This window comes from Novosphingobium sp. SG919, assembly GCF_012932495.1.
Lineage (GTDB): Bacteria > Pseudomonadota > Alphaproteobacteria > Sphingomonadales > Sphingomonadaceae > Novosphingobium > Novosphingobium rhizosphaerae.
In genome coordinates, this window is the sequence record NZ_JABCNG010000001.1 from 1,418,176 (window position 1) to 1,443,119 (window position 24,944).

Annotated in this window: 22 protein-coding genes; 11 read left to right on the plus strand and 11 right to left on the minus strand. The window is 64.9% G+C overall.

Annotation, left to right across the window (positions count from 1 at the left end):
• Window positions 1-23 precede the first annotated feature (23 nt).
• The 6 genes from FHT19_RS06385 to FHT19_RS06410 all read left to right on the plus strand — a co-directional run bounded on the left by FHT19_RS06385 (window position 24) and on the right by FHT19_RS06410 (window position 7,878).
• Window positions 24-1,322, plus strand: coding sequence for a pyruvate dehydrogenase complex dihydrolipoamide acetyltransferase (locus FHT19_RS06385; RefSeq protein ID WP_169474331.1), 1,299 nt, complete (start codon window positions 24-26; stop codon window positions 1,320-1,322).
• Window positions 1,319-1,693 (plus strand): acyl-CoA thioesterase, encoded by a 375-nt coding sequence (locus tag FHT19_RS06390; RefSeq protein WP_168554757.1) that lies wholly within the window; start codon window positions 1,319-1,321, stop codon window positions 1,691-1,693. The genes FHT19_RS06385 and FHT19_RS06390 overlap by 4 nt, the downstream gene beginning before the upstream one ends.
• Window positions 1,694-1,705: 12 nt before the next feature.
• Window positions 1,706-3,118, plus strand: coding sequence for a dihydrolipoyl dehydrogenase (gene lpdA / locus FHT19_RS06395; RefSeq protein WP_169474332.1), 1,413 nt, complete (start codon window positions 1,706-1,708; stop codon window positions 3,116-3,118).
• A 117-nt stretch (window positions 3,119-3,235) separates the two neighbouring features.
• A complete protein-coding gene (locus FHT19_RS06400; RefSeq protein WP_168554759.1) occupies window positions 3,236-4,405 on the plus strand; it encodes an NAD(P)/FAD-dependent oxidoreductase in 1,170 nt (389 codons plus the stop codon).
• A gap of 180 nt (window positions 4,406-4,585) precedes the next feature.
• Entirely contained in the window at window positions 4,586-6,040 is a 1,455-nt protein-coding gene (locus FHT19_RS24580; protein ID WP_169474333.1) for a M10 family metallopeptidase, read from the plus strand.
• 116 nt (window positions 6,041-6,156) lie between these two features.
• Window positions 6,157-7,878 (plus strand): M10 family metallopeptidase, encoded by a 1,722-nt coding sequence (locus FHT19_RS06410; RefSeq protein WP_169474334.1) that lies wholly within the window; start codon window positions 6,157-6,159, stop codon window positions 7,876-7,878.
• A gap of 281 nt (window positions 7,879-8,159) precedes the next feature.
• On the opposite strand, the gene FHT19_RS06415 is transcribed toward FHT19_RS06410, so the two are convergent.
• Window positions 8,160-8,372, minus strand: a complete 213-nt coding sequence (locus FHT19_RS06415; protein ID WP_169474335.1) for a hypothetical protein — start codon at window positions 8,370-8,372, stop codon at window positions 8,160-8,162.
• A 316-nt stretch (window positions 8,373-8,688) separates the two neighbouring features.
• Between FHT19_RS06415 and FHT19_RS06420 the strand changes: the two genes are divergently transcribed.
• Complete coding sequence (locus FHT19_RS06420; protein ID WP_169474336.1) at window positions 8,689-10,611, plus strand: glycoside hydrolase family 127 protein; 1,923 nt, start codon at window positions 8,689-8,691, stop codon at window positions 10,609-10,611.
• A gap of 21 nt (window positions 10,612-10,632) precedes the next feature.
• Here the strand turns inward: FHT19_RS06420 and FHT19_RS06425 are convergent, their stop codons facing one another.
• Together FHT19_RS06425 and FHT19_RS06430 are read right to left on the minus strand one after the other, a co-directional pair.
• The gene (locus tag FHT19_RS06425; RefSeq protein ID WP_169474337.1) at window positions 10,633-11,271 is read right to left on the minus strand and encodes a CoA transferase subunit B; all 639 of its coding nucleotides are present in this window, start codon (window positions 11,269-11,271) and stop codon (window positions 10,633-10,635) included.
• Window positions 11,271-11,981, minus strand: a complete 711-nt coding sequence (locus FHT19_RS06430) for a CoA transferase subunit A (RefSeq protein WP_168554766.1) — start codon at window positions 11,979-11,981, stop codon at window positions 11,271-11,273. The genes FHT19_RS06425 and FHT19_RS06430 overlap by 1 nt, the downstream gene beginning before the upstream one ends.
• Before the next feature lie 106 nt (window positions 11,982-12,087).
• On the opposite strand from FHT19_RS06430, the gene FHT19_RS06435 reads away from it, so the two are divergent.
• Complete coding sequence (locus tag FHT19_RS06435; RefSeq protein WP_169474338.1) at window positions 12,088-12,957, plus strand: LysR family transcriptional regulator; 870 nt, start codon at window positions 12,088-12,090, stop codon at window positions 12,955-12,957.
• A 236-nt stretch (window positions 12,958-13,193) separates the two neighbouring features.
• On the opposite strand, the gene FHT19_RS06440 is transcribed toward FHT19_RS06435, so the two are convergent.
• The 5 genes from FHT19_RS06440 to FHT19_RS06460 all read right to left on the minus strand — a co-directional run bounded on the left by FHT19_RS06440 (window position 13,194) and on the right by FHT19_RS06460 (window position 18,040).
• A complete protein-coding gene (locus FHT19_RS06440; protein ID WP_169474339.1) occupies window positions 13,194-13,508 on the minus strand; it encodes a hypothetical protein in 315 nt (104 codons plus the stop codon).
• 200 nt (window positions 13,509-13,708) lie between these two features.
• On the minus strand, window positions 13,709-14,119 hold the full coding sequence (locus tag FHT19_RS06445; RefSeq protein WP_169474340.1) for a type II toxin-antitoxin system death-on-curing family toxin: 411 nt from the start codon (window positions 14,117-14,119) through the stop codon (window positions 13,709-13,711).
• 1 nt (window position 14,120) lies between these two features.
• On the minus strand, window positions 14,121-14,348 hold the full coding sequence (locus tag FHT19_RS06450) for an AbrB/MazE/SpoVT family DNA-binding domain-containing protein (protein WP_168555500.1): 228 nt from the start codon (window positions 14,346-14,348) through the stop codon (window positions 14,121-14,123).
• Between the two features lie 45 nt (window positions 14,349-14,393).
• Window positions 14,394-15,875: an exopolyphosphatase gene (locus tag FHT19_RS06455; protein WP_169474341.1), complete on the minus strand. Its 1,482-nt coding sequence runs from the start codon at window positions 15,873-15,875 to the stop codon at window positions 14,394-14,396.
• 8 nt (window positions 15,876-15,883) lie between these two features.
• On the minus strand, window positions 15,884-18,040 hold the full coding sequence (locus FHT19_RS06460; RefSeq protein WP_179506453.1) for an RNA degradosome polyphosphate kinase: 2,157 nt from the start codon (window positions 18,038-18,040) through the stop codon (window positions 15,884-15,886).
• A gap of 570 nt (window positions 18,041-18,610) precedes the next feature.
• Here FHT19_RS06460 and FHT19_RS06465 point away from each other — a divergent pair.
• Entirely contained in the window at window positions 18,611-18,799 is a 189-nt protein-coding gene (locus tag FHT19_RS06465; RefSeq protein WP_168554771.1) for a YezD family protein, read from the plus strand.
• Between the two features lie 143 nt (window positions 18,800-18,942).
• Window positions 18,943-21,435 (plus strand): TonB-dependent receptor, encoded by a 2,493-nt coding sequence (locus tag FHT19_RS06470; RefSeq protein WP_169474342.1) that lies wholly within the window; start codon window positions 18,943-18,945, stop codon window positions 21,433-21,435.
• Window positions 21,436-21,576: 141 nt separating this feature from the next.
• Here the strand turns inward: FHT19_RS06470 and FHT19_RS06475 are convergent, their stop codons facing one another.
• The gene (locus tag FHT19_RS06475) at window positions 21,577-22,410 is read right to left on the minus strand and encodes an AIM24 family protein (protein ID WP_169474343.1); all 834 of its coding nucleotides are present in this window, start codon (window positions 22,408-22,410) and stop codon (window positions 21,577-21,579) included.
• 221 nt (window positions 22,411-22,631) lie between these two features.
• On the opposite strand from FHT19_RS06475, the gene FHT19_RS06480 reads away from it, so the two are divergent.
• Entirely contained in the window at window positions 22,632-23,921 is a 1,290-nt protein-coding gene (locus FHT19_RS06480) for a cytochrome b/b6 domain-containing protein (protein WP_169474344.1), read from the plus strand.
• A gap of 61 nt (window positions 23,922-23,982) precedes the next feature.
• On the opposite strand, the gene FHT19_RS06485 is transcribed toward FHT19_RS06480, so the two are convergent.
• Window positions 23,983-24,714 carry a TetR/AcrR family transcriptional regulator gene (locus FHT19_RS06485; RefSeq protein ID WP_211184764.1) on the minus strand — a complete coding sequence of 244 codons (732 nt, stop codon included), beginning with the start codon at window positions 24,712-24,714 and terminating at the stop codon, window positions 23,983-23,985.
• Window positions 24,671-24,940: a hypothetical protein gene (locus tag FHT19_RS06490; RefSeq protein WP_168554775.1), complete on the minus strand. Its 270-nt coding sequence runs from the start codon at window positions 24,938-24,940 to the stop codon at window positions 24,671-24,673. The genes FHT19_RS06485 and FHT19_RS06490 overlap by 44 nt, the downstream gene beginning before the upstream one ends.
• Window positions 24,941-24,944: the final 4 nt, after the last annotated feature.

Consider the following 24,944-nt stretch of genomic DNA (forward strand, 5'->3'; position numbering starts at 1 on the left):
AGCAAGGACACGGAAAACAGCCCATGCCCATCGCGATCAAGATGCCCGCCCTGTCCCCGACGATGGAAGAGGGCACGCTGGCCCGCTGGCTCGTCAAGGTTGGTGACAAGGTTGCCTCTGGTGACATCATGGCCGAAATCGAAACCGACAAGGCCACCATGGAATTCGAAGCCGTCGATGAAGGCACGATCGTGTCGATCGACGTGGCCGAAGGCAGCGAAGGCGTGAAAGTCGGCACCGTGATCGCCACGATCGCCGGTGAAGACGAAGATGCCAGCGCCCCGGCGCCCGCTGCTGCTGCGCCCGCGCCGGCCAAGGCTGCCGAAGCGGCACCGGCCCCCGCGGCCAGCGCGCCTGCTCCGGCTCCCGTTGCGGCCGCCGCTGCGCCGGCCGCCAAGGGTGATCGCGTGATCGCCACCCCGCTGGCCAAGCGCATCGCCGCCGAAAAGGGCATCGACCTCGCCAGCGTGAAGGGCAGCGGCCCCAACGGCCGCGTGACCAAGGCCGATGTGCTCGGCGCCAAGCCCGGTGCTGCAGCCCCGGCGCCTGCCGCCGCTGCACCGGCTGCCGCGCCTGCTGCCGCCCCGGCGCCGACGGCTGCACCCACCCCGGCTGCGGTGCCCGATTTCGGCATTCCTTACGAAGCGCAAAAGCTCAACAACGTGCGCAAGACCATCGCGCGCCGCCTCACCGAAGCCAAGCAGACCATCCCGCACATCTACCTTACCGTCGACGTGCGCCTCGATGCCCTGCTCAAGCTGCGCAGCCAGTTGAACGCCGCGCTCGAAGCGCAGGGCGTCAAGCTCTCGGTCAACGACCTCTTGATCAAGGCGCTGGCCAAGGCCCTGGTGCAGGTGCCCAAGTGCAACGTCAGCTTTGCCGGCGATGAACTGCGCAGCTTCACCCGCGTCGATGTGTCGGTGGCCGTGGCCGCGCCTTCGGGCCTGATCACGCCGATCATCAAGGATGCCGGGGCCAAGTCGATCTCGGCCATCGCCACCGAAATGAAGGCGCTGGCCGGCAAGGCCCGCGAAGGCAAGCTGCAGCCGCACGAATTCCAGGGCGGCACCGCTTCGCTGTCCAACCTCGGCATGTTCGGCATCAAGCAGTTCGAAGCCGTGATCAACCCGCCGCAGGGCATGATCCTGGCCGTGGGCGCGGGCGAACAGCGCCCCTACATCGTCGATGGCGCGCTGGGCGTGGCCACGGTGATGAGCGCCACGGGCAGCTTTGACCACCGTGCGATCGACGGGGCTGACGGCGCCGAACTGATGCAGGCCTTCAAGCAGATCGTGGAAAACCCGCTGGCGCTGGTGGCATGAGCGTCCAAAGCCGCGAACCGGCCATCCGCGTCACGGCCATGCCCGCCGATTGCAACGCCTATGGCGATATCTTCGGCGGCTGGTTGATGTCGTTGATGGACAATGCCGCCGGCCTGATCGCCGCCCGCCGCTGTCGCGGCCGGGCGGTGACCATCGCGCTCGATGGCATGCAGTTCGTCCAGCCGGTCAAGGTGGGGGACGAGGTTTCGGTCTATGGCGAGATCGAGAAGACCGGGCGCACCTCGATGACCATCGCCATCGAGGCATGGCGGCGCGAGCGGCACCGCGAGCAAGCCTCGATGGTCACCCAGGCCAAGTTCACGTTTGTTGCCGTTGACGGCACCGGCCGGCCCCGCCCGGTTGACGAATAAGGAGAATTCCAAGTGGCTGATCAATATGACGTGATCGTCCTCGGTTCGGGCCCCGGCGGCTATGTGGCGGCGATCCGCGCCGCGCAGCTGGGCCTCAAGACCGCGATTGTAGAGCGCGAGCTGCTCGGTGGCATCTGCCTCAACTGGGGCTGCATTCCCACCAAGGCGCTGCTGCGCTCGGCCGAAGTCTTCAACAACATGAAGCACGCGGCCAGCTATGGCCTGGCGGCGGACAATATCCGCGCCGACCTGGAAGCGGTGGTCAAGCGTTCGCGCGGCGTGGCCAAGCAACTCAACCAGGGCGTGACGCACCTGATGAAGAAGAACAAGATCACCGTGCACATGGGCACGGGCGTCTTGAAAAGCGCCACCAGCGTGGAAGTGACCGGCGAGAAGGGCACTGAAACGATTTCGGCCAAGCACGTCATCGTCGCCACCGGCGCGCGCGCGCGTGAGCTGCCCTTCGCCAAGGCCGATGGCAACCGCGTGTGGACCTATCGCCACGCGATGACGCCCAAGGAACTGCCAGCTAAGCTGCTGGTCATCGGCTCGGGCGCGATCGGCATCGAATTTGCCAGCTTCTACAATGATATGGGCGCCGAAGTCACCGTCGTTGAGATGATGGATCGCGTCGTGCCGGTGGAAGATGCCGATGTTTCGGCCTTCCTCGAAAAGGCGCTGACCAAGCAGGGCCTCAAGATCCTGACCGGCGCGGGCGTGGAAAGCCTGGCGGTGGGCGCCAATGGCGTGAAGGCCAAGATCAAGGCCAAGGACGGCAAGGTGGTGGAAGGCGATTACAGCCACGTGATCGTGGCCGTCGGCATCGTTCCCAACACCGAGAACATCGGCCTGGAAGCGTTGGGCGTGAAGGCAGAGCGCGGCATCATTGCCATCGACGGCTATGGCCGCACCAATGTGAAGGGCCTGTGGGCCATCGGCGACGTGACGCCCGGCCCCTGGCTGGCGCACAAGGCCAGCCACGAAGGCGTGATCGCCGCCGAAGCGATTGCCGCCGAACTGGGCAACAAGGACGTGCATCCGCACCCGATGGACCGCGCCAACATCCCGGGTTGCACATATTGCCACCCGCAGATCGCCAGCGTGGGCCTGACCGAGGCCAAGGCCAAGGAAGCCGGCTACACCGTGAAGGCGGGCACGTTCCCGTTCATCGGCAATGGCAAGGCCATCGCGCTGGGTGAGCCCGAAGGCTTCATCAAGACGGTGTTCGATGCCAAGACCGGCGAACTGCTGGGCGCACACATGATCGGTGCCGAAGTCACGGAAATGATCCAGGGCTTCGTCGTGGGCAAGACGCTGGAAACCACCGAGGCCGAACTGATGCACACGGTCTTCGCGCACCCGACGATGAGCGAAGCCATGCACGAATCCGTCCTCGCCGCCTACGGCCGCGCGCTGCACATCTAAGCGCCAACCAAAGCCCCCTCCCGCTTGCGGGAGGGGTTGGGGGAGGGCCTGTTCCCAACAGAACGCCGCCCACCCCACCCCTTGCCAAACCCTGGCCAATCCCCCACGGCCCCAGCCATGACGCACGACGTGATCATCCTGGGTGCCGGGGCTGCCGGCCTGTTCTGCGCGGCCACCGCGGCCGCGCGCGGGCGCCGTGTCCTGGTGCTCGATCACGCCGAAAAGCCGGGCAAGAAGATCCTGATTTCCGGCGGCGGGCGCTGCAATTTCACCAACCTGCACACCGCGCCCGACCGCTATCTTTCCGAAAACCCCCATTTCGCCCGCTCGGCGCTCAGCCGCTATACCCCGGCCGATTTCATCGCCCTGGTCGATGCCCATGGCATTGCCTGGCATGAAAAGACCCTGGGCCAGTTGTTCTGCGATGGCTCTGCGCGCCAGATCGTGGACATGCTGCTGGATGAATGCGCCAAGGGCGGGGCGCAGGTGCGCTGCAACAGCCCGATCCGCGCAGTGCGCCACGCCGATGGCCTGTTCCAGGTAGAGGCCGGGGAGGGCACCTTCGCTGCCCCCTCGCTGGTCATCGCCACGGGCGGCCCGGCCATTCCCAAGATCGGTGCCACCGGCTTTGCCTATGACCTGGCGCGGCAATTCGGCCTCAAGGTGGTGCAGCCGCGCCCGGCGCTGGTGCCGCTCACCCTGCCTGGCGAAGCGGCGCTGTTCCGCGAACTGTCGGGCATTGCCGCCCCGGTCGAGGCGGCCTGCGGAAAGGCCCGCTTTGCCGAAGCCGCGCTGTTCACCCATCGCGGCCTGTCCGGCCCGGCGATCCTCCAGGTTTCGTCCTATTGGCAGCGCGGCGAGGCGGTGCGCATCGATTTCCTGCCCGGCCGCACGGGCGATTGGCTGCTCGATGCCAAGCGCCAGCGCCCCCGCGCTGCCCTGCGCAGCGTGCTGGCAGAAGCGCTGCCCGAACGCCTGGCCACGGCCCTGGCCGAACAGATCGGCCTTTCCGCCGAAATGGGCAACTTGCCCGACAAGGCCCTGCGCGCCGCACAGGCACGGCTGCGCGCGTGGGAATTCATGCCCAATGGCAGCGAGGGCTTCGCCAAGGCCGAAGTGACCGCCGGCGGCATCAGCACGGCCGAACTTTCCCAGGCCACGATGGAAGCGCGCAAGGTGCCGGGCCTCTTTGCCATCGGCGAGGCGGTGGATGTCACCGGATGGCTGGGCGGCTATAACTTCCAGTGGGCGTGGGCCAGTGGCCACGCCGCCGGAATGGCCGCCTGATAGGCATAAGCCCGTATATCCCGGCCCCGTATCCGGCAAGATATTGCCGGATAACGGCGGGATAACGCCGGCTGGGTGCAAGTACCTGCCCTTAAAAATACCCGGTATTGAGGGTCTATATGGCCTGTTTGCCTTGGAAAGCCCGAAAGCGGGCGTTGCACGATCAAGGACAACACGCCCATGCCCAGCTATACCGACGCTTCGGTCGTTTCGACCTACAGTCTCACCGGCAGCAAGTATTTTGACTCGTTGCTTTATTCCAAGCCGGGCTTTCGGTCCAAGTGGTCTACCGTGGTCGATGGCAAGACCGCCATTACCTACAGCTTCCCCTGGCTGGACGGTGTGTCCAGCAAGTTTGCCGGCAGCTATGGCACCGAACCGACCGCTGCCACGCATGGGGCGATGCCCAGCGGGCAGATCGCCAATATCCAGGCCGCGTTCCAGGCCTGGGCCAATGTTGCCAACATCACCTTCACCCAGGTGAGTGAAACCGACGCGGGCACCGTGGGCGATATCCGTATTGCGCAATCGTCCAGCGTCACGGGGCAATACTGGGGCTATTGCAAGATCGTGTCCAACGGCGCAGCCAACGCCCACGGCGATATCTGGATTTCGCCCACGTATGGCAGCGGCTCGTTTGCCGTGGGCACCTACAACTACATGGCGATGATGCACGAGATCGGCCACGCGCTGGGCCTGGATCACCCGTTCGAAGGCAACAAGATCCCTTCGGGTTTTGACGTGCGCAGCTACACGATCATGTCTTACACCGATCCCAAGAATGTGTGGTGGTACAACAGCAGTTCGGGGCAGACCGAATACCTGATCAAGTCACCGATGGTCTATGATATCGCCGCGATCCAATCGATCTATGGCGCCAACACCGGATATAATGCTGGTGACACCACGTATACCTATTCGGCAATGGCCCCATTCTTTGCCGCGATCTGGGATGGCGCCGGCAACGACACGATCGATATCAGCGGTTTTTCCAAGGGCTGCCGTATCGATCTGCACGCCGGCACTTATTCCACCCTGGTGTTCGACAATCTGCAAACGCTGACCAACAACCTGGGCATCGCGTTCAATTGCACGATCGAAAACGCCACCGGCGGCAGCGGGGCAGACAAGCTGGTCGGCAACGACATTGCCAATGTGCTCAACGGGCGCGAGGGCGACGATACGCTGACCGGCAATGGCGGCAACGACACGCTCAATGGCGGCGCGGGCAAAGACGCGCTGCAGGGCGGCAACGACAATGACACGCTGATCGGTGCGGCCGGGCAAGATACCTTGACCGGCGGCGCGGGGGCCGATGCCTTCGTTTTTACCGCCATTTCCGACTTTGCCGGGCTGACCATCACGACCTGCGATGCAATCACCGATTTCAGCAAGACGCAGAAGGACGTGATCAAGCTCAACCAGATCGATGCAATCAGCAGCACCGACAGCGTGGACGATCCGTTCACCTTCATCGGCACCGCCGCTTTCCACCGGGTTGCGGGCGAATTGCGCTATTCCACCGCTGGCAACATCACCACCATCCAGGGCGATGTGAACGGCGATGGCGTGGCCGATTTCTGGCTCAAGGTGGCTGGCAAGGTTGCCTTCGCCGCCACCGATTTCGTTCTCTGACAGGCTTTGCGCCGGGGTGGAGGCGCCCTCACGCCTCCACTTTGAACCTGTCGCTCGTCCCGTAACGCTGGCCGTCCGCCTAACAAGGCGGGCCATAGCTTATCGGGAACGCGCGCGTGGCAACCTATACCCAGGCATCGGCGGTCAAGACCTACAAACTCACTTCGGATTCGCGTTTCAACGCCTTGCTCCAGGCAGATCCGGTCTATCGCATGGCCTGGTCCACCGTGTCGGGCGGCAAGACGGTGGTATCGTACAGCTTCATCTGGGGCGGGGGCGTGGCGTCACAATTCGCCACCGGTTATGGCACGGAAATGACCGCGGCCACGGTCGGCGCGCTGCCATCTGGCGAATACGCCAACGTGGCGCTGGCGTTTCAGCAGTGGGCCAACGTCGCCAATCTCACGTTCAAGCAGGTGACGGAAACTGCGGCAGGCGCCGTGGGCGATATTCGCCTGGGCCTCTCCTCCCGCGTCGGGGATTCCTGGGGCTATACCAAGGTCAACGCCAATGGCACTGCCAACAGCCATGGCGATATCTGGATCAACCCACTCTACGGCAAGGATTCCTACGCCGTAAACACCTATAACTTCACCGCCCTGATGCACGAGATCGGCCATGCCCTGGGCCTGGCGCATCCTTCGGAAGGGAACATCATCCCGGCCGGCTACGATTATCGCAACTACACCATCATGTCCTACAACGATCCCTATGGCGTCTATGCCTACAATGCCGCCAAAGAGGATTTCGACTACATCATCCAGACGCCGATGGTCTATGATATCGCCGCGATCCAGGCGATCTACGGCGCCAACATGAGCTATCATGCCGGCGACAACAAATACGTCTATTCCCCTGACAGCCCGTTCTACGCCGCGATCTGGGACGCGGGCGGCAACGACCTGATCGACTTGCGCAAGTTCAAGCTCGATTGCTGGGTCGATCTTCACCCCGGCGCCTATTCCACCCTGGGTTTCACCAATGTCAGCGTGTCCAACAACCTGGGCATCGCCTACAACGTGACGATCGAGGATTGCTATGGCGGCGCGGGCAACGACACGCTGGTGGGGAACGAGGCGAACAACCGCCTCTATGGCTATGCCGGCAACGATCGCATCTATGGCTATGGAGGCAACGACAAATTGTCGGGCGGCAAGGGGGACGATATCCTCTCGGGCGGCGATGGCAACGACACGTTCCTGGCCGGCGACGATTTCGGCAACGATCGCTATGTCGGCGGGCCGGGGCTCGATCTGGTCACCTATGCCGGGGCCACGGCCGGGATCAGCGTCAATCTTGCCACCGGGATCGGGGATGGTACGGCCGCCGGGCTGGGCAAGGACACCATATCGGGCGTGGAACGCGTCACCGGATCAGCGCACGACGATACGCTTGCCGGTGACGCCAACGACAACATCCTGTCCGGCAATGGCGGCAACGATACCATCAGCGGCATGGGCGGCGCCGATACCTTGCGTGGCGGATCGGGGCAGGACGTGCTGACCGGCGGCGCCGGCGCCGATCGCTTCGTGTTCGAACGCGTGCTGGAATTTGCCGGCACCACCGCCGGCGCGTGCGACGTGATCACCGATTTCAAGCATGCCGAGGGTGACACGATCATCCTCTCGCCGATCGACGCCAACACGCTGACCAGCGCCGACGATGCCTTTGCCTTCATCGGCACGGCCGCGTTCCACCACGTTGCGGGCGAACTGCGCTATGCCATCACCGGCGGCAACACCTTGCTGACCGGTGACGTGAACGGCGATGGCGTCGCCGATTTCGCGCTTCTGCTGCAAGGCAGTGTCACGCTGGCAAAGGGCGATTTCGTGCTCTAGGCGGCGTGGACAAATTCCGCAACGCCACGGTTGTCCTTTAAAAGGCCCTGGGGAGGCGCGAGGACGAAGCAAGAGTGGGCCTCTTGTAAGGCCGAGCAACGCTGCCAGGGCCTTTTAAAGGACAACCCCTGCGGGGCTGGACCAAAAACCGCCATTTCTGCGTCGGCTCGTCGCACAATATTCCTGATATTGCGCTTCCTCGCCTCCTTGAACTGGCGGTTTTTGCCTCCAGCCGTGGCGTTGCGGAATTTGTCCACGCCGCCTAGGCCGCGCCGGGCCCATCAGATGCGCCGCATCACCGCGCTTGCCACCACATGCGCTTCGTGCCGGCTGGCGCGCAGCAGTGGGTGCGGATCCATCCGGGCATAGAGGCCACCGGGCGGTGCCGATTGGGCGCTCTTGCCGTCCCACTGCGCCGCCACCGCGCGCAGTTCGGGCACGATCACGACTTTGACCACGGCCAGCGTGGCCAGCCACAGCGGTATCGAGAGCAAGGTTGACCAAGCAAGGCACACAGCGGCCCTGCGAGGGCGGGGGATGTTGACGTTCCAGACCATGACCAATCCCGATGTTCAGCACTGGTCCCCGCGCAGACGGCTAATCCCGCGCGCCTGACAGCGGGATGAATGTCCAAATTTTCATGTAGCACGGCGCTGTTTTGTCTGACCAATCGAACCGATTGCATCCGCCGATGCATCCATGGCTTGGCGTGCTGAGCAGTTGACGCCAAACATTACTCCGACAATAAAGCACGCGTACAACGGGGAGATCGCCATGAATACCGCCTGCGCCTGCCACCATCCGCATGGAATGGCGCTGACTCGGCGTGAACTGGCGCCCCTGGGGCTGGCCGGCATGGCACTGGCCGGCGTTCCCGTATCATTGCGCGCAGCATCGCCCGGGCCCGCCCCGGCAGCGGGCGCTGGCCTGTCTGCCTTCGCGCTCGATCGCGTGCGCTTGCTCGATGGGCCATGGCGCGATGCGCAGCAGCGGACCCTCGCTTACCTGCTTTCGCTCGATCCCGATCGCCTGCTGCACGGCTTTCGCGTCAACGCGGGCCTGCCGCCGCGCGGGGCGGTCTATGGCGGCTGGGAATCGCGCCCGGATTGGGCCGATATCCATTGCCAGGGGCACACGCTGGGACACTACCTGTCGGGCTGCGCGTTGATGTTCGCGGCCACCGGCGATCCCCGCCTGCGGCAAAGGCTCGATCACATCGTCGCCGAACTCGCCGCCTGCCAGAAAGCGGCAGGCAGCGGGCTGGTCTGCGCCTTTCCCGAAGGGCCCCGGCTGATGGCCGCCATGCTTGCCGGCCAGCCGGTCACCGGCGTGCCGTGGTACACGCTGCACAAGGTCTTCGCCGGCTTGCGCGATGCCGATCTGGTGGCCGGTGTGACCGCGGCGCGGCCGGTGCTGCTTGCGCTGGCAGACTGGACCGTGGTGGCCACGCGCCCGCTTGATGATGCCGCGTTCGAAGCGATGCTGGCGATCGAGCATGGCGGCATGAACGAAGTCTTCGCCGATCTCCACGCGCTCACCGGGCGGGAAGACTATGCCCGGCTCGCCCGCCGCTTTTCGCACAAGGCCTTGCTGACGCCGCTGGCCCAGGGGCAAGACCATCTCGACGGCCTGCACGCCAACACCCAGGTACCCAAGGTCGTCGGCTTTCAGCGCGTGGCCGAAACCCAGGGCGATGCGGACTATGCCCGCGCCGCGGCCTTTTTCTGGCAGACCGTGGTTTCCACGCGCAGCTATGCCGGCGGCGGCCATGGCGATGGCGAGTTCTTCTTTCCCGTGGCCGATTTCGCGGCCCACGTCTTTTCGGCCAAGGGTTCGGAAACCTGCGGCATCCACAACATGCTCAAGCTGACACAGATGCTCCTGCTACGCGATCCGCAAGCGCCGCTGACCGATTTCGCCGAACGCGCGCTGATCAACGGCATCCTCGGTTCGCAAGACCCGGAAAGCGGCATGGTCACCTATTTCCAGGGCGCGCGGCCGGGCTACGTCAAGCTGTTCTGCACGCCCGAGGATTCCTTCTGGTGCTGCACCGGCACGGGCATGGAAAACCACGCCAAGTATGGCAGCTTCATCTTTGCCCACGATGATCGCGGCCTGTGGCTCAACCAATTCATCGCCTCGCGCCTGGCCTGGCCCGAACGCGGCGCGGTGTTGACCCAGCACACCCGTTTTCCCGAAGCGCCAACCACCACGCTGGCCTGGCAATTGCAGCAGCCGCAGATGCTGGCGTTGCATCTGCGCCATCCGGGATGGAGCCCCTGGCTCGAAGTGCGCGTCAACGGCGCCGTGGTGGCGCGTTCCGATCGTCCCTCCAGCTATGTCACGGTGGAGCAGACCTGGCGCGATGGCGACACGGTGGAACTGGCCATGGCCATGGCGGTGGAGGCAGTGCCTTTGCCCGGCCATGCAGACATTGCTGCCTTCCGCTATGGCCCGGTGGTGCTTGCCGGCCTGCTCGATGGGCCAGCCATTGCGCCGGGGGCAGACCTGGTGGTCAACGAGCGGCGCTATGGCGAATATTGCGATGCGCCGGTGCCCGTGCCGCAACTCGCGGGCCGGGCGGCAGAGGTGGCGGCGCGGATCAAGCCGGCAGGGCCACCGCTGGAATTCACCACCGCGGCGGCCGATGGCGCCACGCTGCGCTTCGCGCCTTATCATCGCGTCGCGCACCGGCACTTTGCCACGTATTGGAAACTCGCGCCGCCCGCATGAACGGGCGGCGTGCGCATGCGGTCAGGCGGTCACGTAATGGGCCGTGGTCTTGGCCGCCACGTCCTCGGCGGTCACGCCCGGCGCCAGTTCCACCAGGTGGAACGGGCTGTCGTGGTCGGGCCGCTGGAACACGGCAAGGTCGGTGATCACCATGTCAACCACGTTCTTGCCGGTCAGCGGCAGGGTGCATTCGGGAATGAACTTGGAACTGCCGTCCTTGGCGCAATGCTCCATCACCACGATGATGCGCTTCACGCCGGCGACCAGGTCCATGGCGCCACCCATGCCCTTGATCATCTTGCCTGGCACCATCCAGTTGGCAATGTCGCCGCCTTGCGAGACTTCCATCGCGCCCAGCACGGTGAGGTCGATGTGCCCGCCGCGGATCATGGCAAAGCTTTGCGCGCTGTCGAAATAGGCGGTCTGCGGCAATTGGCTGATCGTCTGCTTGCCGGCGTTGATCAGGTCGGCATCCACTTCGTCGTCAAAGGGGAAGGGGCCGATGCCCAGCATCCCGTTTTCCGATTGCAGCGTCACTTCCATACCGGCGGGGATGTGGTTGGCCACCAGCGTGGGAATGCCGATGCCCAGGTTCACATAGAAACCGTCTTGCAGTTCGCGCGCCGCGCGGGCGGCCATTTCATCACGAGTCCAGGGCATCAGGCGTTCTCCCGCGCACGGGTGGTGCGGAATTCGATCTTCTTGTCATAAGGCGCGCCCAGCACCAGCCGCTGGACATAGACGCCGGGCAGGTGGATGCCATCGGGATCGAGGCTGCCGGTCGGCACGATCTCTTCCACTTCCACCACGCAGACTTTGCCGCAGGTGGCGGCCGGCACGTTGAAATTGCGCGCGGTCTTGCGGAACACCACGTTGCCGCTCTCGTCGGCCTTCCACGCCTTCACCAGCGCCAGGTCGGCAAAGATCCCGCGTTCCAGGATATAGTCCTGCCCGTCGAAGGTCTTCACTTCCTTGCCTTCCGCCACCAGCGTGCCCACGCCCGTCTTGGTGTAGAAGCCGGGAATGCCAGCACCCCCGGCGCGCATGCGCTCGGCCAGCGTGCCCTGGGGGCAGAATTCCACCTCCAGCTCGCCCGAAAGGTACTGGCGCTCGAATTCCTTGTTCTCGCCCACATAGGACGAGATCATCTTCTTCACCTGGCGCGTGCGCAGCAGCTTGCCGATGCCCTCGTTGTCGATCCCCGCGTTGTTGCTGGCAAAGGTCAGCCCCGTCACGCCGGATTCGCGCACCGCATCGATCAGCCGCTCAGGAATGCCGCAAAGGCCAAAGCCCCCGCAGGCGATCAGCAGGTCATCGCGCAGCAGCCCGTCCAGCGCGGCTGTGGCAGAGGGATAGATCTTGTTGGCCATCGGCACCTCTCCATTGATCGGAAGGGAATAGCCAAAACGATCCATCGAAACCAGCGATACGTTCTTATCTTTTATGATAAGAGGCGGATATGTTACATTGGCGCCCATGAAGCGCCTGGCCATCTATCATCTCGAAACCCTGCTGTGGATTGCCCGCCTGGGCACGTTCCGCGCCGCGGCCGAGCGGCTCAACACCACGCAGCCCGCCATTTCCGCCCGCGTGAAAGAGATCGAGGAGCAACTGGGCGTCGACCTGTTCCGCCGCGAAGGGCGCAACATGGTGCTCACCGCGCGGGGGCGGGCCTTGGTCGCCGATTTCGAGCCGCTCTGGGCCGGCTTCGAACGCGCGCTGTTCAAGGCGAGCGATTTTGCCGGCGCCACCGGCATCGTGCGCCTGGGCACCGGAGAAATCGCCGCCGCCTCTTGCCTTGCCGCCTTCGTCGCGGGCGTGGAGCGGGACTTGCCCGGCGTCACCCTGGAAATCGAGGTGGACCTTACCGCCCGCATGCTCCAGCAATTGCTCGCCGGCACCAGCGACATGGTGTTCCTCGCCGGCCCGGTGGCAAGCCCCGGTGTGCGCACCACCAGCCTGGGCAGCGTCGGCCTCGTCTGGGCCGCCAGCCAGGCCACTGCGCAGGCAGGCGGCTTCAAGCAACCGCTGCCCGTCTGGTCGATCCCTGAACACTCCCCCATCCACGGGATCATGCGCGAGTCCCTGGCCCAACACGGCATCACGCCCCCGGTCATCCGCACCTGCAACAACGTGCGCGCCCTGGTCGAAATCATCCGCGAAGGCACCGGCGCCGCCCTGCTCCCCGAAACCATGATCCGCAGCGAACTGGCGAGCGGCGCGCTGGTCTCGGTCCTGTCGGCGCCCAAACGCCAATTGCGCTTCGAGGCGGCGATAAGGAGTGCGGAGCGCGATCCACTGATCCTGGAACTGTTCCGCCGGGTCGGCGGCTTGCGGATCGATTAGGCAGTGGGATGCTCCAAACAATCCCTCCCCCAGCCCCTCCCTCAAGCGGGAGGGGAGCCAAAAAGAACAACCCAAAATCCCCCTCCCGCCTGCGGGAGGGGTTAGGGGAGGGCATGTGCGCAACGCGCGAGGGAAGGTCCGGCAACGGCACAAAAAAATGGCCGACCTCCCACCTACGGGGCATGGTAATTAAGTATGCTGTCCCCGGAATTCGGGTTGGGTTGAGACCGGGAGCATTACTTCGCGGCTTTAGAACCCCAGATTCCACCGAGACGCTTTGGAAGAAAGAATTTCGGGACAAAATACCACCATATTGTCCCTAACATGCAATCAATAATAGAAGGAGAGTGGAAAATATTCGCCAATATGGGATTGTCTGCGAATCGCAGGTAATCACCAATAATTTCTACTGGAATGCTGTAAAATAAAATGATCGGAAAATCGCCGATCAAGAATGGCATGTAGAAAAGTTGTACTTTAGCTTCCTGAGTAACACCGTCATTTAACAAGAGTATTGAAAATAAAATGGCATGAACAACAGCAAATATCATGCCGATCTTGCGATATCTATATGAATGGCCCGTGCTCGTCATTCGCCACCGTATACCTATTTATGCCTGCCCTTAGCTCATCGGCTATTGCGTCGCCCATTCGCCATGGACATTAGAGAACGTAATGTCGCACTGTTTGCAGGTATCCCCTTCCCAGGTGCGAAAAATCCCGCATTTGGCGAGCCGCAATGCGCTCTCGATCATGCTCGCGACTCGGTATTGGCCGATAGCCGCTCCCGAAACCAATCCGCCAATTCCGCTTCATCCAGAGTCCTCGCCGCCAACGCCAGCATGGCACGGATAGCGTCTTCCGGCGCAAACACGATCCGCACATCATTCAGCGCGAGAAACAGGCGCGCCAGCACCCAAGCCGTGCGTTTGTTGCCATCGGTAAACGGGTGGTTGCGCGCCAGACCATAAGCATAGGCGGCTGCCAACTGGCAAAGGTCGGTTTCGCCATAGCTCCACTGGTTGCGCGCGCGGGCGAGGGCGGACTCCAAACCTGCTGCATCGCGCAGTCCCATGGGGCCACCATGTTCGGCCAGTTGGCGGTCATGGATCGCCAGGGCCAGTTCGGTTTCGATCCACACCGGCTCGGCGCTTTGGGCCATGTTATTTCGCCAGCACGCGCAGGATGTCCCTGTCCTCGCGCATGATCTGTTCGGCCAGCGCCATCTTGGCCTCGAACGAGGGATCGGTGGCGGTGATGCGGATACCGTCCGGCGTTTCGGACACGTAGAGCGTGTCGCCCACCCCGGCGCGCAGCTTGGCCAGCAGTTCCTTGGGCAGGACGACACCGGCGGAATTGCCGATCTTGGTGATTTTCAGACTGGCGTTCATACGGACGTTATAACGCATGGTGGCGGCCCGTTCAAGTGGCCAGCGTCACCGCTCCCTGATCGCCCCCTTCAACCCCAGATGCGCCGCGAGCGCCTTCAAATCCCGGCCCACGCTGTCGTTGATCAGCACGGCGTGGCGGTCTTCCACTTCCATCACCAGGGCGTCGCCTTCGCGGCGCAGGGTGCTGCCGTTGAGGGCGGAGGCGGCGCCGACGGTGAAGCGGCGGCACAGGCGGGTGGCAAGGCCCCAGGCCTGGGCCTGGCGCAGGGCAGCGGGGGAGGCGAGGAGGGGCAGGTCGGGTGGCAGGGTCAGCTTGCCGGTGTTGGCGATCATCGCGGCGGCGAGCATCGCGCGGTCGCGCGCGGTGGCGCCGATCCAGCGTTTGCGCAGGCCCCATTCGTGCGCCAGGTCGCCGCGCAAGTTGGGCTCCACCGTGGCCGAGGCCATGCACAGCATCGTGGCGGCCAGGCGCAGGCGCTCGCGCCGGTCCGGCCCGTCGGTGGGGGCAATGCCGGCGGTCCAGCCGGCCACCATGCTGGCGGAATTGGCGGCAATGCCGTGTTCCTGCGCAAAGGCAGAGGCGCCGGCCACCAGCGGGTCTTGCCCGCGCACCGACTGCGGCATGGCTTCCCACAGCACGCCTTCGCGCAGGCCCCAGGCGGAAAACACCAGCCGTTCGGGCTGAAGCCGGGTGATCAGCACGGCAAGCAGCGCGGCGGTATCGGGCAGGCTGGCCAGGCGCCCGCCGGAAACCCCGGCGATCGGCGCCACGGCGTCACCCTTGCGCCGTGCCATGGCCTTGGCCAACTTGAGCGCCACCGCCGGATCGGCGACATAGCCGTGCGGATCGTCGATCGGGAACCGGGTTTCCACCATCACATGGCGGGCAAAGGCGCGCAGCGAGCCGCCCACCAGATAGAGTGTCTGCCCTGGCGTGGCTTTCCATTCCGCCTTGGCCAGCGCCTTGCGGATCTTCTGCCCGAACGCGCGCTGTCCTTCGGCGCGCAGGCCCGGCAGGCGCAGCGTGCCCAGCGGCAGGCTCACCCCATGGGTGCAGCGCTCGCCGTCCACGTCCACCAGTTCCAGGCTGCCGCCGCCCAGATCGCCCACCACGCCCTTGGCGCCGGGAAACGCGCCCATCACGCCATGCGCGCTGGTGATCGCTTCTTCCTCGCCGGTCAGCAGGCGCGGGGTCAGCCCCAGCTTGGCAATGGCATCGAGAAACGCCGCGCCATTGCCCGCGTCGCGGCTGGCGGCGGTGGCCACCACGTCAACCTGCGTCACGCCCTGCAGCGCCAGGATCGCCTTGAACCGGGCGAGCGAGGCGAGGGCGAGGGCCATGGCCTTGGGCGAAAGATTGCCGCTGTCGGCCACGCCCTTGCCCAGGCGCGCGGTCACTTTCTCGTTGTGCAGCACTTTGGGCGCGCGCAGCGGCTGGCCATAGATGACCAGGCGCACGGTGTTGGAGCCAATATCGATAATCGCGCGGGCTTGCGCGTCCTTGCCCCGGGACAGTCCGAATGCCATCGAACGTGTCAATCCACCGTCGCGCCGCCGCGCCGCAGCGCCAGCTTGGGCACGCGGCGCCCCTTGGTCAGGGCCGCGCCACGGCCCGAAAGCGAAGGGTTCGTCATGAAATAGCGGTGCACATTGAACGGTTTCTCGCCAGCGTCTGATCGGCACGAAACCCGCTGATAGTCGCCATCGGCGCTCAAAGTCCAGCTTTGCTCGGTATCGATCAGGTTGGCCAGCATCACCTGGTCCAGGATCTGGTCGTGCACGGTCTTGTTGCGGATCGGCACCAGCACTTCCACGCGCCGGTCCAGGTTGCGGCTCATCCCGTCGGCGGAGGAGATGAACACCCGCGCCCGCCGGTTGGGCAGGGCCGCGCCATTGCCGAAGGCCCAGATGCGGCTGTGTTCCAGGAACCGGCCGATGATCGATTTCACCGTGATCCGGTCAGACAGTCCCGGCACGCCCGGCCGCAGGCAGCAGATGCCGCGCACCACGAGGGCAATGTCCACGCCTTCCTGCGCGGCGGCATAGAGCCGGTCGATCAGGCGGCTATCGGTCAGCGAATTGAGCTTGGCCCAGATGGCTGCCGGCCTGCCTGCGCGGGCAAAGCCGATCTCGCGCTCGATGCACTCGTACAGCGTGCGGCGCAGCCCGATCGGCGAAATGGAAAGGAACTCGGTGTTCTTGGGCTCCACATAGCCGGTGATGAAATTGAACAACTGCCCGGCATCGCGCCCCGCCTTGGGATCGGCGGTAAAGAACGACAGGTCGGTATAGATGCGCGCCGTCACCGGGTGGTAATTGCCGGTGCCAAAGTGGCAATAGGTGCGATAGCCATCGCCCTCGCGCCGCACCACCATGGAAACCTTGGCGTGGGTTTTCCAATCGACGAAGCCATAGATCACCTGGACGCCGGCGCGTTCCAGCTGGCTGGCCCAGTGCAGGTTCTGCTCTTCGTCGAACCGCGCTTTCAGTTCCACCACGGCGGTGACGGACTTGCCCTCTTCGGCCGCGGCGATCAGCGCGGCGATCACTGCCGATTGCTTGCCGGCGCGATAGAGCGTCTGCTTGATCGCCACCACGTCTGGGTCGCTCGCCGCCTGGCGCAGGAAATCGACCACCACGTCGAAGCTTTCGAACGGGTGGTGGATCACCAGGTCCTTTTCGCGGATCGCGGCAAAGCAATCGCCATCGTGTTCCAGCACGCGTTCGGGATAGCGCGGGTTATAGGGCTCGAACTTCAGTTCGGGGCGCGGCATGTCGACGATCTGCGAAAGGCCGTTCATCGCCAGCAGGCCCGGCGATTTGACCACCAGGGCATAGTCGAGCCGCAGCTTGTCGCGCAGCAATTGCTCGGCCGCAGGATCGAAATCCTCCTGCAGTTGCAGCATGATCACTTTGCCGCGCCGGCGCCGCTGGATGGCGGTGCGGAAATAGCGGACCAGGTCTTCGGCGTCTTCCTCGATTTCCATGTCGCTGTCGCGCAGCACGCGGAACGTGCCCGAACCCTGGATGCGGAAACCGGGAAACACCGTGGCGGCGTTGCGGCGCACCAGTTCCTCGATGCTGATCCAGCCGCCGTCATCGGGCAGCCGCACGAAGCGCGGCAGGGCCGGCGGGATCAGGATCATCTCGGTCACGGGGTCGTTGTCGGCCACCCGCACCATCGAGAACAGGATGCCCGTGCCCTGGTTGGCAATGAACGGGAAGGGGTGCGCCGGGTCGATCGCCTGGGGGGTGAGCACCGGCATCACATGTTCGCGGAAATAGCGTGCCAGCCATTCCGCCTCGCCGCGCGGCAGGGGCTTGTCGCCCACCAGGTGGATGCCGTTTTCGGCGAGCAGGCTCGACAACTCGCCGAGCACCACGTGCTGCGCGCTCACCAGGTCTTCCACGGCGCCGTGGATGTTCTGCAACTGCTGCGCGGGGGTGAAGCCGTCAATCGAAACCTCGTCGATGCCGCGCCGCACCTGGCCGGCCAGGCCCGCCACGCGCACCATCATGAACTCGTCCAGGTTGCTGCCCGAAATCGACAGGAACCGCATCCGCTCCAACAGCGGATAGTTGGTGTTCTGCGCTTCGGCCAGGACCCGGCGGTTGAACATCAGCCAACTGAGTTCGCGGTTGAAATAGCGCATGGGCGGGGGGCCTTCGGCCAGTGGCGAGAGCGCCTGCATCGGCAGTGCGCCGATCGGCACTGCGCTTGATTCTGCCACGATTGCTGTCCTGCTTGCTGGTGTTGCGGTGCCGCGCGCCATCGTTCCGCTTTGCTACTCTTGTATGACTATCCGCACCCTAGCACCGGGCGGGGGCGCCATGGCAAGCCCAAAGCGCCGCTGTCAGGAAAGGTTCGCGGCCGGCTGAATGCCCCGTGTTAATCTCTACTCGTTTTGTCGAGAATCGCGCGCGTTTCAGCGCCTGGGTTCTCGCCAGCGGGCACAGTGACGCTAGATTGCAGCCTGGCCCTGGTGAGTCGTGTTCCACGTCGCGCATTCCCGGCCGATCCGCAGCGGGCTGGCCGCGCATGCCCAAGCCCGCTGCGGACTCTTTCCAATATCGTTTTTCGGCAATGGCTTGGCCACCAGGGTGGGATTCCGGCGGGCGCGCGCGGCGCCGTTCATCGCAGGGAAAGTTTCGCTTTCTGGCCCGCAACAACTCGTTTAATGTCTATCTGAAAAGTTGAGTATAAGAAGGGCTCGTCCGAGATACAGACGCCCGGTCATCCACGAGTTTTGAAGAGAGAGCCGATGTCCACCACGCCCGCCCACGATCCGGCCAGCCACGATCCGGAAAGCGCGCGCCTGATCGAGCAGTCGCTCGACAGCGTGCGCGAGGCGCTGGCCGGGCTGCGCTATGGCCATGTCGGCCTCACCGTTCACGAAGGCCGCGTCGTGCAGATCGACGTGACCGAAAAGCGTCGCTTCAAGAACAACTGACCATACCGCTTCACGCCTGATCCATGGCGGCACCACGGCTCTGGGGAGGGCCGCCGGCCATGGCAATACCACAAAAAACCATGCCGGCCGCCGCCACGGAACCCCTCCGCGCGCGTGGCAAGGCATGTCGAAAGGGACTGACCATGCTTGTTCGCGCCAATCTCGCCGCGTCGGTGGCCTCTGCCGGCCTCGCGCTCGCCCTGGCCGCTCCGGCCCACGCCGCTGCCGATGCACCGGCTGCCGAAGCCGCTTCCACCGCCACCGCCGCTGACGCAGCGACGCAGCCGGTCGATGACAGCATCGTCGTCACCGCCCGCCGTCGCGCCGAAACGGTGCAGACCGTGCCGCTGGCCGTCACCGTGGTGGGCGGCGCGCATATCGAGAACACCGGCGCGTTCAACGTGGGCCGTCTCACGCAACTCACGCCCACGCTGCAGTTCTATTCGTCCAACCCGCGCAACACCTCGGTCAACATCCGTGGCCTGGGCGCGCCGCTCGGCCTCACCAATGACGGTATCGAGCAGGGCGTGGGCATCTACATCGACGACGTGTTCTATGCCCGCGCGGCATCATCCACGTTCGACTTCCTTGATGTCAGCCGCATCGAAGTGCTGCGCGGGCCGCAGGGCACTCTGTTCGGCAAGAACACCACCGCCGGCGCGCTCAACATCACCACCCGCGCGCCCACGTTCGATCCCGAAGCCCGGCTTGAAGCATCGGCCGGCAACCTCGGTTTCGTGCAGTTGAAGGGCGCGGTCTCGGGCCCGCTTTCCGATACCCTGGCCGTGCGCCTGGCCGGTTCGTTCACCCAGCGCGACGGCACGGTCTACAACGTCGCCCAGCGCCAGTGGATCAATTCGCAAGACAACAAGGGCGCGCGCCTGCAATTCCTGTGGCGTCCCACCGGCGGCGTGGAAGTCACGCTGTCGGGTGACTACAACAAGCAGAACCCCAATTGCTGCGCCTTGATCTATGTGCGCACCGGCGCGACGCAGCGTCCGCTGACCCGGCAATACGCGGCCCTGGCCGCCGCGCAGAACTATGCCGTGCCCAGCACCAACCCGTTCGACCGGGTGACCGACGAAGACGTGCTGCTGCGCGCCAAGAACGAAGTTGGCGGCGTGTCGCTGCGCGCCAAGATCGATACCGGCATTGGCACGGTCACTTCGATCACCGCGTGGCGCTATTGGGATTGGGACCCGTCGAACGACCGCGACTATCTCGGCCTGCCGATCACCACCAAGTCCAACAACCCCTCGCACCAGGACCAGTACACCCAGGAACTGCGCCTGACCGGCGAAACCGGCCGCTTCAACTACACGGTGGGCGCGTTCGGCTTCTATCAGAAGATCCACACCAGCGGCGTGCAGCAGCAAGGTCCGGCGGCCAGCAAGTTCCTGATCAACCCCACCAGCACCGCGCTCTATAACGACCCTAGCGTGCTCAACGGCCTGACTGCCACCAACGACATCACGCTCAAGAACACCAGCGCCGCGATTTACGGCAAGTTCGGCTACAAGTTGAGCGATACGTTCTCGATCCAGCCGGGCGTGCGCCTGAACTACGACAAGAAGGATGGCGTCTATTCCTCCGTCGTCACCGACGGCAACGGCAACCTCGTAGTTTTCGAAACGAACGCCGATGGCACCAGCGCCAACAGCAGCCGCGAACGCGCGCAGCTTGCCGTGCTCGCCCCGCAGTATTTCAAGGCCAATTTCAGCAACTGGAACGTTTCGGGCGACGTCACTCTGGCCTGGGACCCGACGCGCGACGTCCACGTCTACGGCACCTATGCGCGCAGCTTCAAATCGGGCGGCATCAACCTCAACGGCGTGCCGGCCAACACCGACGGCACCCCGCTGCTGCAGTTTGCCACGATCAAGCCCGAGCGCGTCAACCACTTCGAACTGGGTGTGAAGACCCAGTTCTGGGGCCGCAAGGGCACGTTCAACGTGGCCGCCTTCCGCACCGATATCAACGACTACCAGGCCCAGGTATCGAACTATACGGTGGGCGCGCTGCGCGGCTATCTCGCCAACGCCGAAAAGGTCCGCACCCAGGGCGTCGAAGTCGATTTCGCGCTGCGTCCCAGCGAACGCTTCAGCGTCTATTCCAACGCGGCCTATACCGATGCCAAGTACGTGCGCTTCAAGAACGCGCCGTGCCCGCCCGAGCTTTCGGGTGGCACGCAGACGGTCGATGCCAACGGCAACCTGGTCGGCACGCCCGCGCCCGCCGGCACGCCCGGCATCAGCCCGCTCTCGTGCGACATTTCCGGCCAGGTCCTGCCCGGCGTTTCAAAGTGGTCGTTCTCCTACGGCGGTGAAGTCAACCTGCCGGTCCAGGCGTTCGGCGGCGAAGGCCAGGTCTACCTTGGCGTCGATGGCAACTATCGCTCGCGCTTCTCGTCCAACCCCACGCCCTCGGCCTATACCTGGGTCGAAGGGTACGCGCTCACCAATTTCCGCCTCGGCGTGCGCCGCGATGCGCGCTTCGATATCTATGGCTGGGTGCGCAACGCGTTCGACACGCACTATTTCGACCAGTTGGCGGTTGCCTCGGGCAACACCGGCCTGATCGTGGGCCAGGTGGGCGATCCGCGCACTTATGGCCTGACGGTGCGGACGCAGTTCTGAAACTGCGCTGGGTCCCGGGCTTCGACAAGCTCAGCCCGAACGGATGTTTTCTGGAATTTCCCAGCCAACGTCCGTTCGATCTGAGCCTGTCGAAGGGCCAGTCCTGAGCGTGTCGAAGGGGCCGCAAGCGCAACGCTGCGATCAGCGATTGCCGTCGATGAAGTCGCCCAGCGGTCCCAGGATCGAACCTTCGCCCCGGTTGTTGCCGCCGCCCGGAATGGCTGCGGCCACCACCCGGCCGGCCAGGCGGGCAAAGGGCAGCGACTGGATCCAGACTTTGCCAGGGCCGGTCAGCCGCGCAAAGAACAGCCCTTCGCCGCCGAACAGCACGCTGCGCACGCCGCCCGCGCTCACCAGGTCGAATTCCACCGAAGGGGTATAGGCGGCCAGGCACCCGGTATCGACATGCAGTTGTTCGCCCGGTGCCAGTTCGCGTTCCACCAGCGTGCCACCCATCTGGACGAAAACCCAGCCATCGCCGTCCAGCCGCTGCATCACGAAGCCTTCGCCGCCAAACAGCCCGGTCATGATCCGCCGCTGAAACGCGATGCCGATCGAAACCCCGCGCGCCGCGGCCAGGAAGCTGTCCTTCTGGCAGATCAGCGTGCCGCCCAGTTCCGACAGCTTGAGCGGCAGGATCGTGCCCGGCACCGGCGCGGCAAAGGCCACCCGCGCCTTGCCCGCGCCGCGGTGGGTGAACACGGTGGTAAACAGGCTGGCGCCGGTCACCAGGCGCTTGCCCGCACCCAGCAGCTTGCCCATGAAGCCGCCGCCGTCGTTTTCGCTGCCATCACCGAACACGGTGGTCATCTCGATCGAGGCATCCTTCCAGACAAAGGCGCCGGCTTCCGCCACGGCGCTTTCGCCCGGATCGAGTTCGATCTCTACAAACTGCAAATCATTGCCGCGAATGGCAAAGTCCACGTCGTCGGCGATGCCGGCGCGGCGGCTGTGGCTCCAGGGGTTGCTGCTCATGAAAAATGCACTCTCCTTTTCGCGCCGGCAATCTGCCACGCCGCACGGGACGCGACCAGCCGGGTTCGGCGCAGCGACGATGGCCATCGATCGATGACATGCGATCGTCGCCGTGCTGCCGACGGCCCGTGCCGCGGCCCGCATCGGCACAGTAGGAAAAGCCCACCGTGCCTGATAAGAACCACGCTGGGTCACCCAAGGACGCAGGAGAATTCGGCCGCATGAACCAGACCTTTGCCACAGGCCTTTCGCCACGGCGCTATGCGCTCAGTGCGATCGTGCTTCATTGGACCATCGCGGCGCTGCTCCTGTTCCAGGTCTCGCTCGGCTGGCGGCTGGAAGACCTGCCCAAGGGCACCGCGCAATTCGCCGGTTATCAGTTCCACAAGTCGGTCGGCTTCCTGATCCTGGCGCTCAGCCTGGCCCGCCTTGGCGTGCGCCTGTTCGCGCGGCGGCCGGCCCCGGCCGAAGGCACCCCCGCGGTCAAGCTGCTGGTCAAGGTGGTGCACGTGCTGCTCTACGCGATCATGATCGTCGGGCCGCTGTCGGGCTGGATCATGGTGTCCACGTCCAAGATCCGCATGCAGACCATGGTGTTCGGCACGCTGCCGGTGCCCAACCTGCCGGTGGGGCAGGGCTGGCACGAAGGGGCGGAAACGATCCATGGTGCGCTTGGGCTGGTCACGATCACGCTGTTCCTGCTGCACGTGGCCGGCGCGCTGCGCCATCATTTCATGGGCGATGACCTGCTGGCGCGGATGATCCCGGCGGCCACGCGGCGGGGCTTGACCATCGGCGCCGTGGTCGCGCTGGTGGGGTCGGTCGGGGCCATGGCCCTGGCCAAGGTCTGGCCATTCGGCGCAAGCGCGCCGGCGCCAGCCGCGCCGGCTTCGGCCGAGCCGAGCGATGATCCTTCCGCCGACGCGGTCGATCTGGCCAGTGCCGCCCCGCAAGAAGCCGCCAGCGCGGCCCCGGCTGCCGATGCCTCCGGTGCTGCCGCGGCGGCGCAGGGGGCCGTCGCCTGGCAACTGGCACCAGGCGGGCGGCTGGGTTTCCACGCGACGTATTCGGGTGACGCCATCAACGGCAGCTTTGGCCGCTGGGACGCGCGCATCCGCTTTTCGCCCGATGACCTTGCGCATTCCAGCCTGCGCGCCACGATCGACCTTGCCTCGGTCGCTTCGGGCGATGCCCAGCGCGACGATATGCTCAAGGGCGACAACTTCTTTGGTGCCGCCGCCCATCCGCAGGCGATCTACACCGCCTCGCGCTTCCGCGCACAATCGCCAGGGCACTATGTGGCCGAAGGCACGCTGTCGCTGGGTGGCAAGATCCGTCCCGTGCCGCTTGCCTTCGTGCTCACCATCGATGGCGATCGTGCCAATGCGCGCGGCACGGCCACGCTGTCGCGCACGGCGTTTGGCGTGGGGACCGGTGAATGGGGCAGCACTGATACGCTGCTCGACAACGTGACGGTCGATTTCGCGCTCAAGGCCACGCGCCAGCCTTGAAATGCAGAACGGCACGCCCGGCGGGCGTGCCGTCAGCGAACCCGGCAATAGCGGGGCGCACTCAGCCCAGCGGGCCGCCCGGCGAACCCTGCTGGCGCACCCCGGCAAAGAAATACCCGACATAGCGATCGGCCCAGCGCATGTGCTGGGCGCGGTCCTGCCCATTTTCCGAACTGGCCATCTTGAAGTGGCCCAGGATGCCTTCCAGCCAGAACCGGGCGGCGCTTTCGCAATCGCCGATCACGATGTCGCCGCGCTGCTGGGCTGCTTCAAAGTTGCTGCGGATGGTGTCCACCGCCGTGCGATAGACCATGGCGCGATAGCCGCCCTGGGGGCTGCCGGCATCGGTATCGAGCCAGTCGATCAGCCGTTCCATCAGCTTGCCATCGGGCGAATGGAGCAATTCGAGCGTTTCCACCGCCCGCAGGCGAAAGGCATCGGCCAGGGGGGCATTGCTGCCCATCGCGCTGATCGCCGCGCGCCGCTTGGCCATGCCATGGTGCACCAGCGCTTCCATCAGTTCACGCTTGCCGGCAAAGCGGGCATAGATCGTGGCCTTGCCGATGTGCGCCCGGCGCGCCACGCGATCGAACGTGAACGTGTCCAGCCCGGTGTCGAGCAGCACTTGCCAGCTGGCTTCCAGGATCTTGCCGTAAAGCTGCTCGGCTTCGGCCACCGAGGGCCGGCCGCGTCGCACCGCCTGGTTGGCCGTGGTCCCGTTGCCGCCGCGCGTATCGGTGGCGGGCGCTTCAGTGCCGGGCGCTGGATCCGTCGTGGAACGTGATGCCGTCATCGTTCGGCCCCCCGTTCCCCGGCCCCATCGGCGTTTCGATCCGCGCACCGAATGTGAAGGATGCGCTGAATTCCGTTGGGCGCTGCTGCGGCAGGGCGGAAGCGCTGTCGCGCGCCGCGATCTGGCCAAACCGCGTGCCACATTCGCGATGGGCCGGACACGTCATCTCCAGCCCTTCCTGATAGGCCAGCCAGACGCGGCGGCCGATGCCCGAAAACCAATCCATCCTT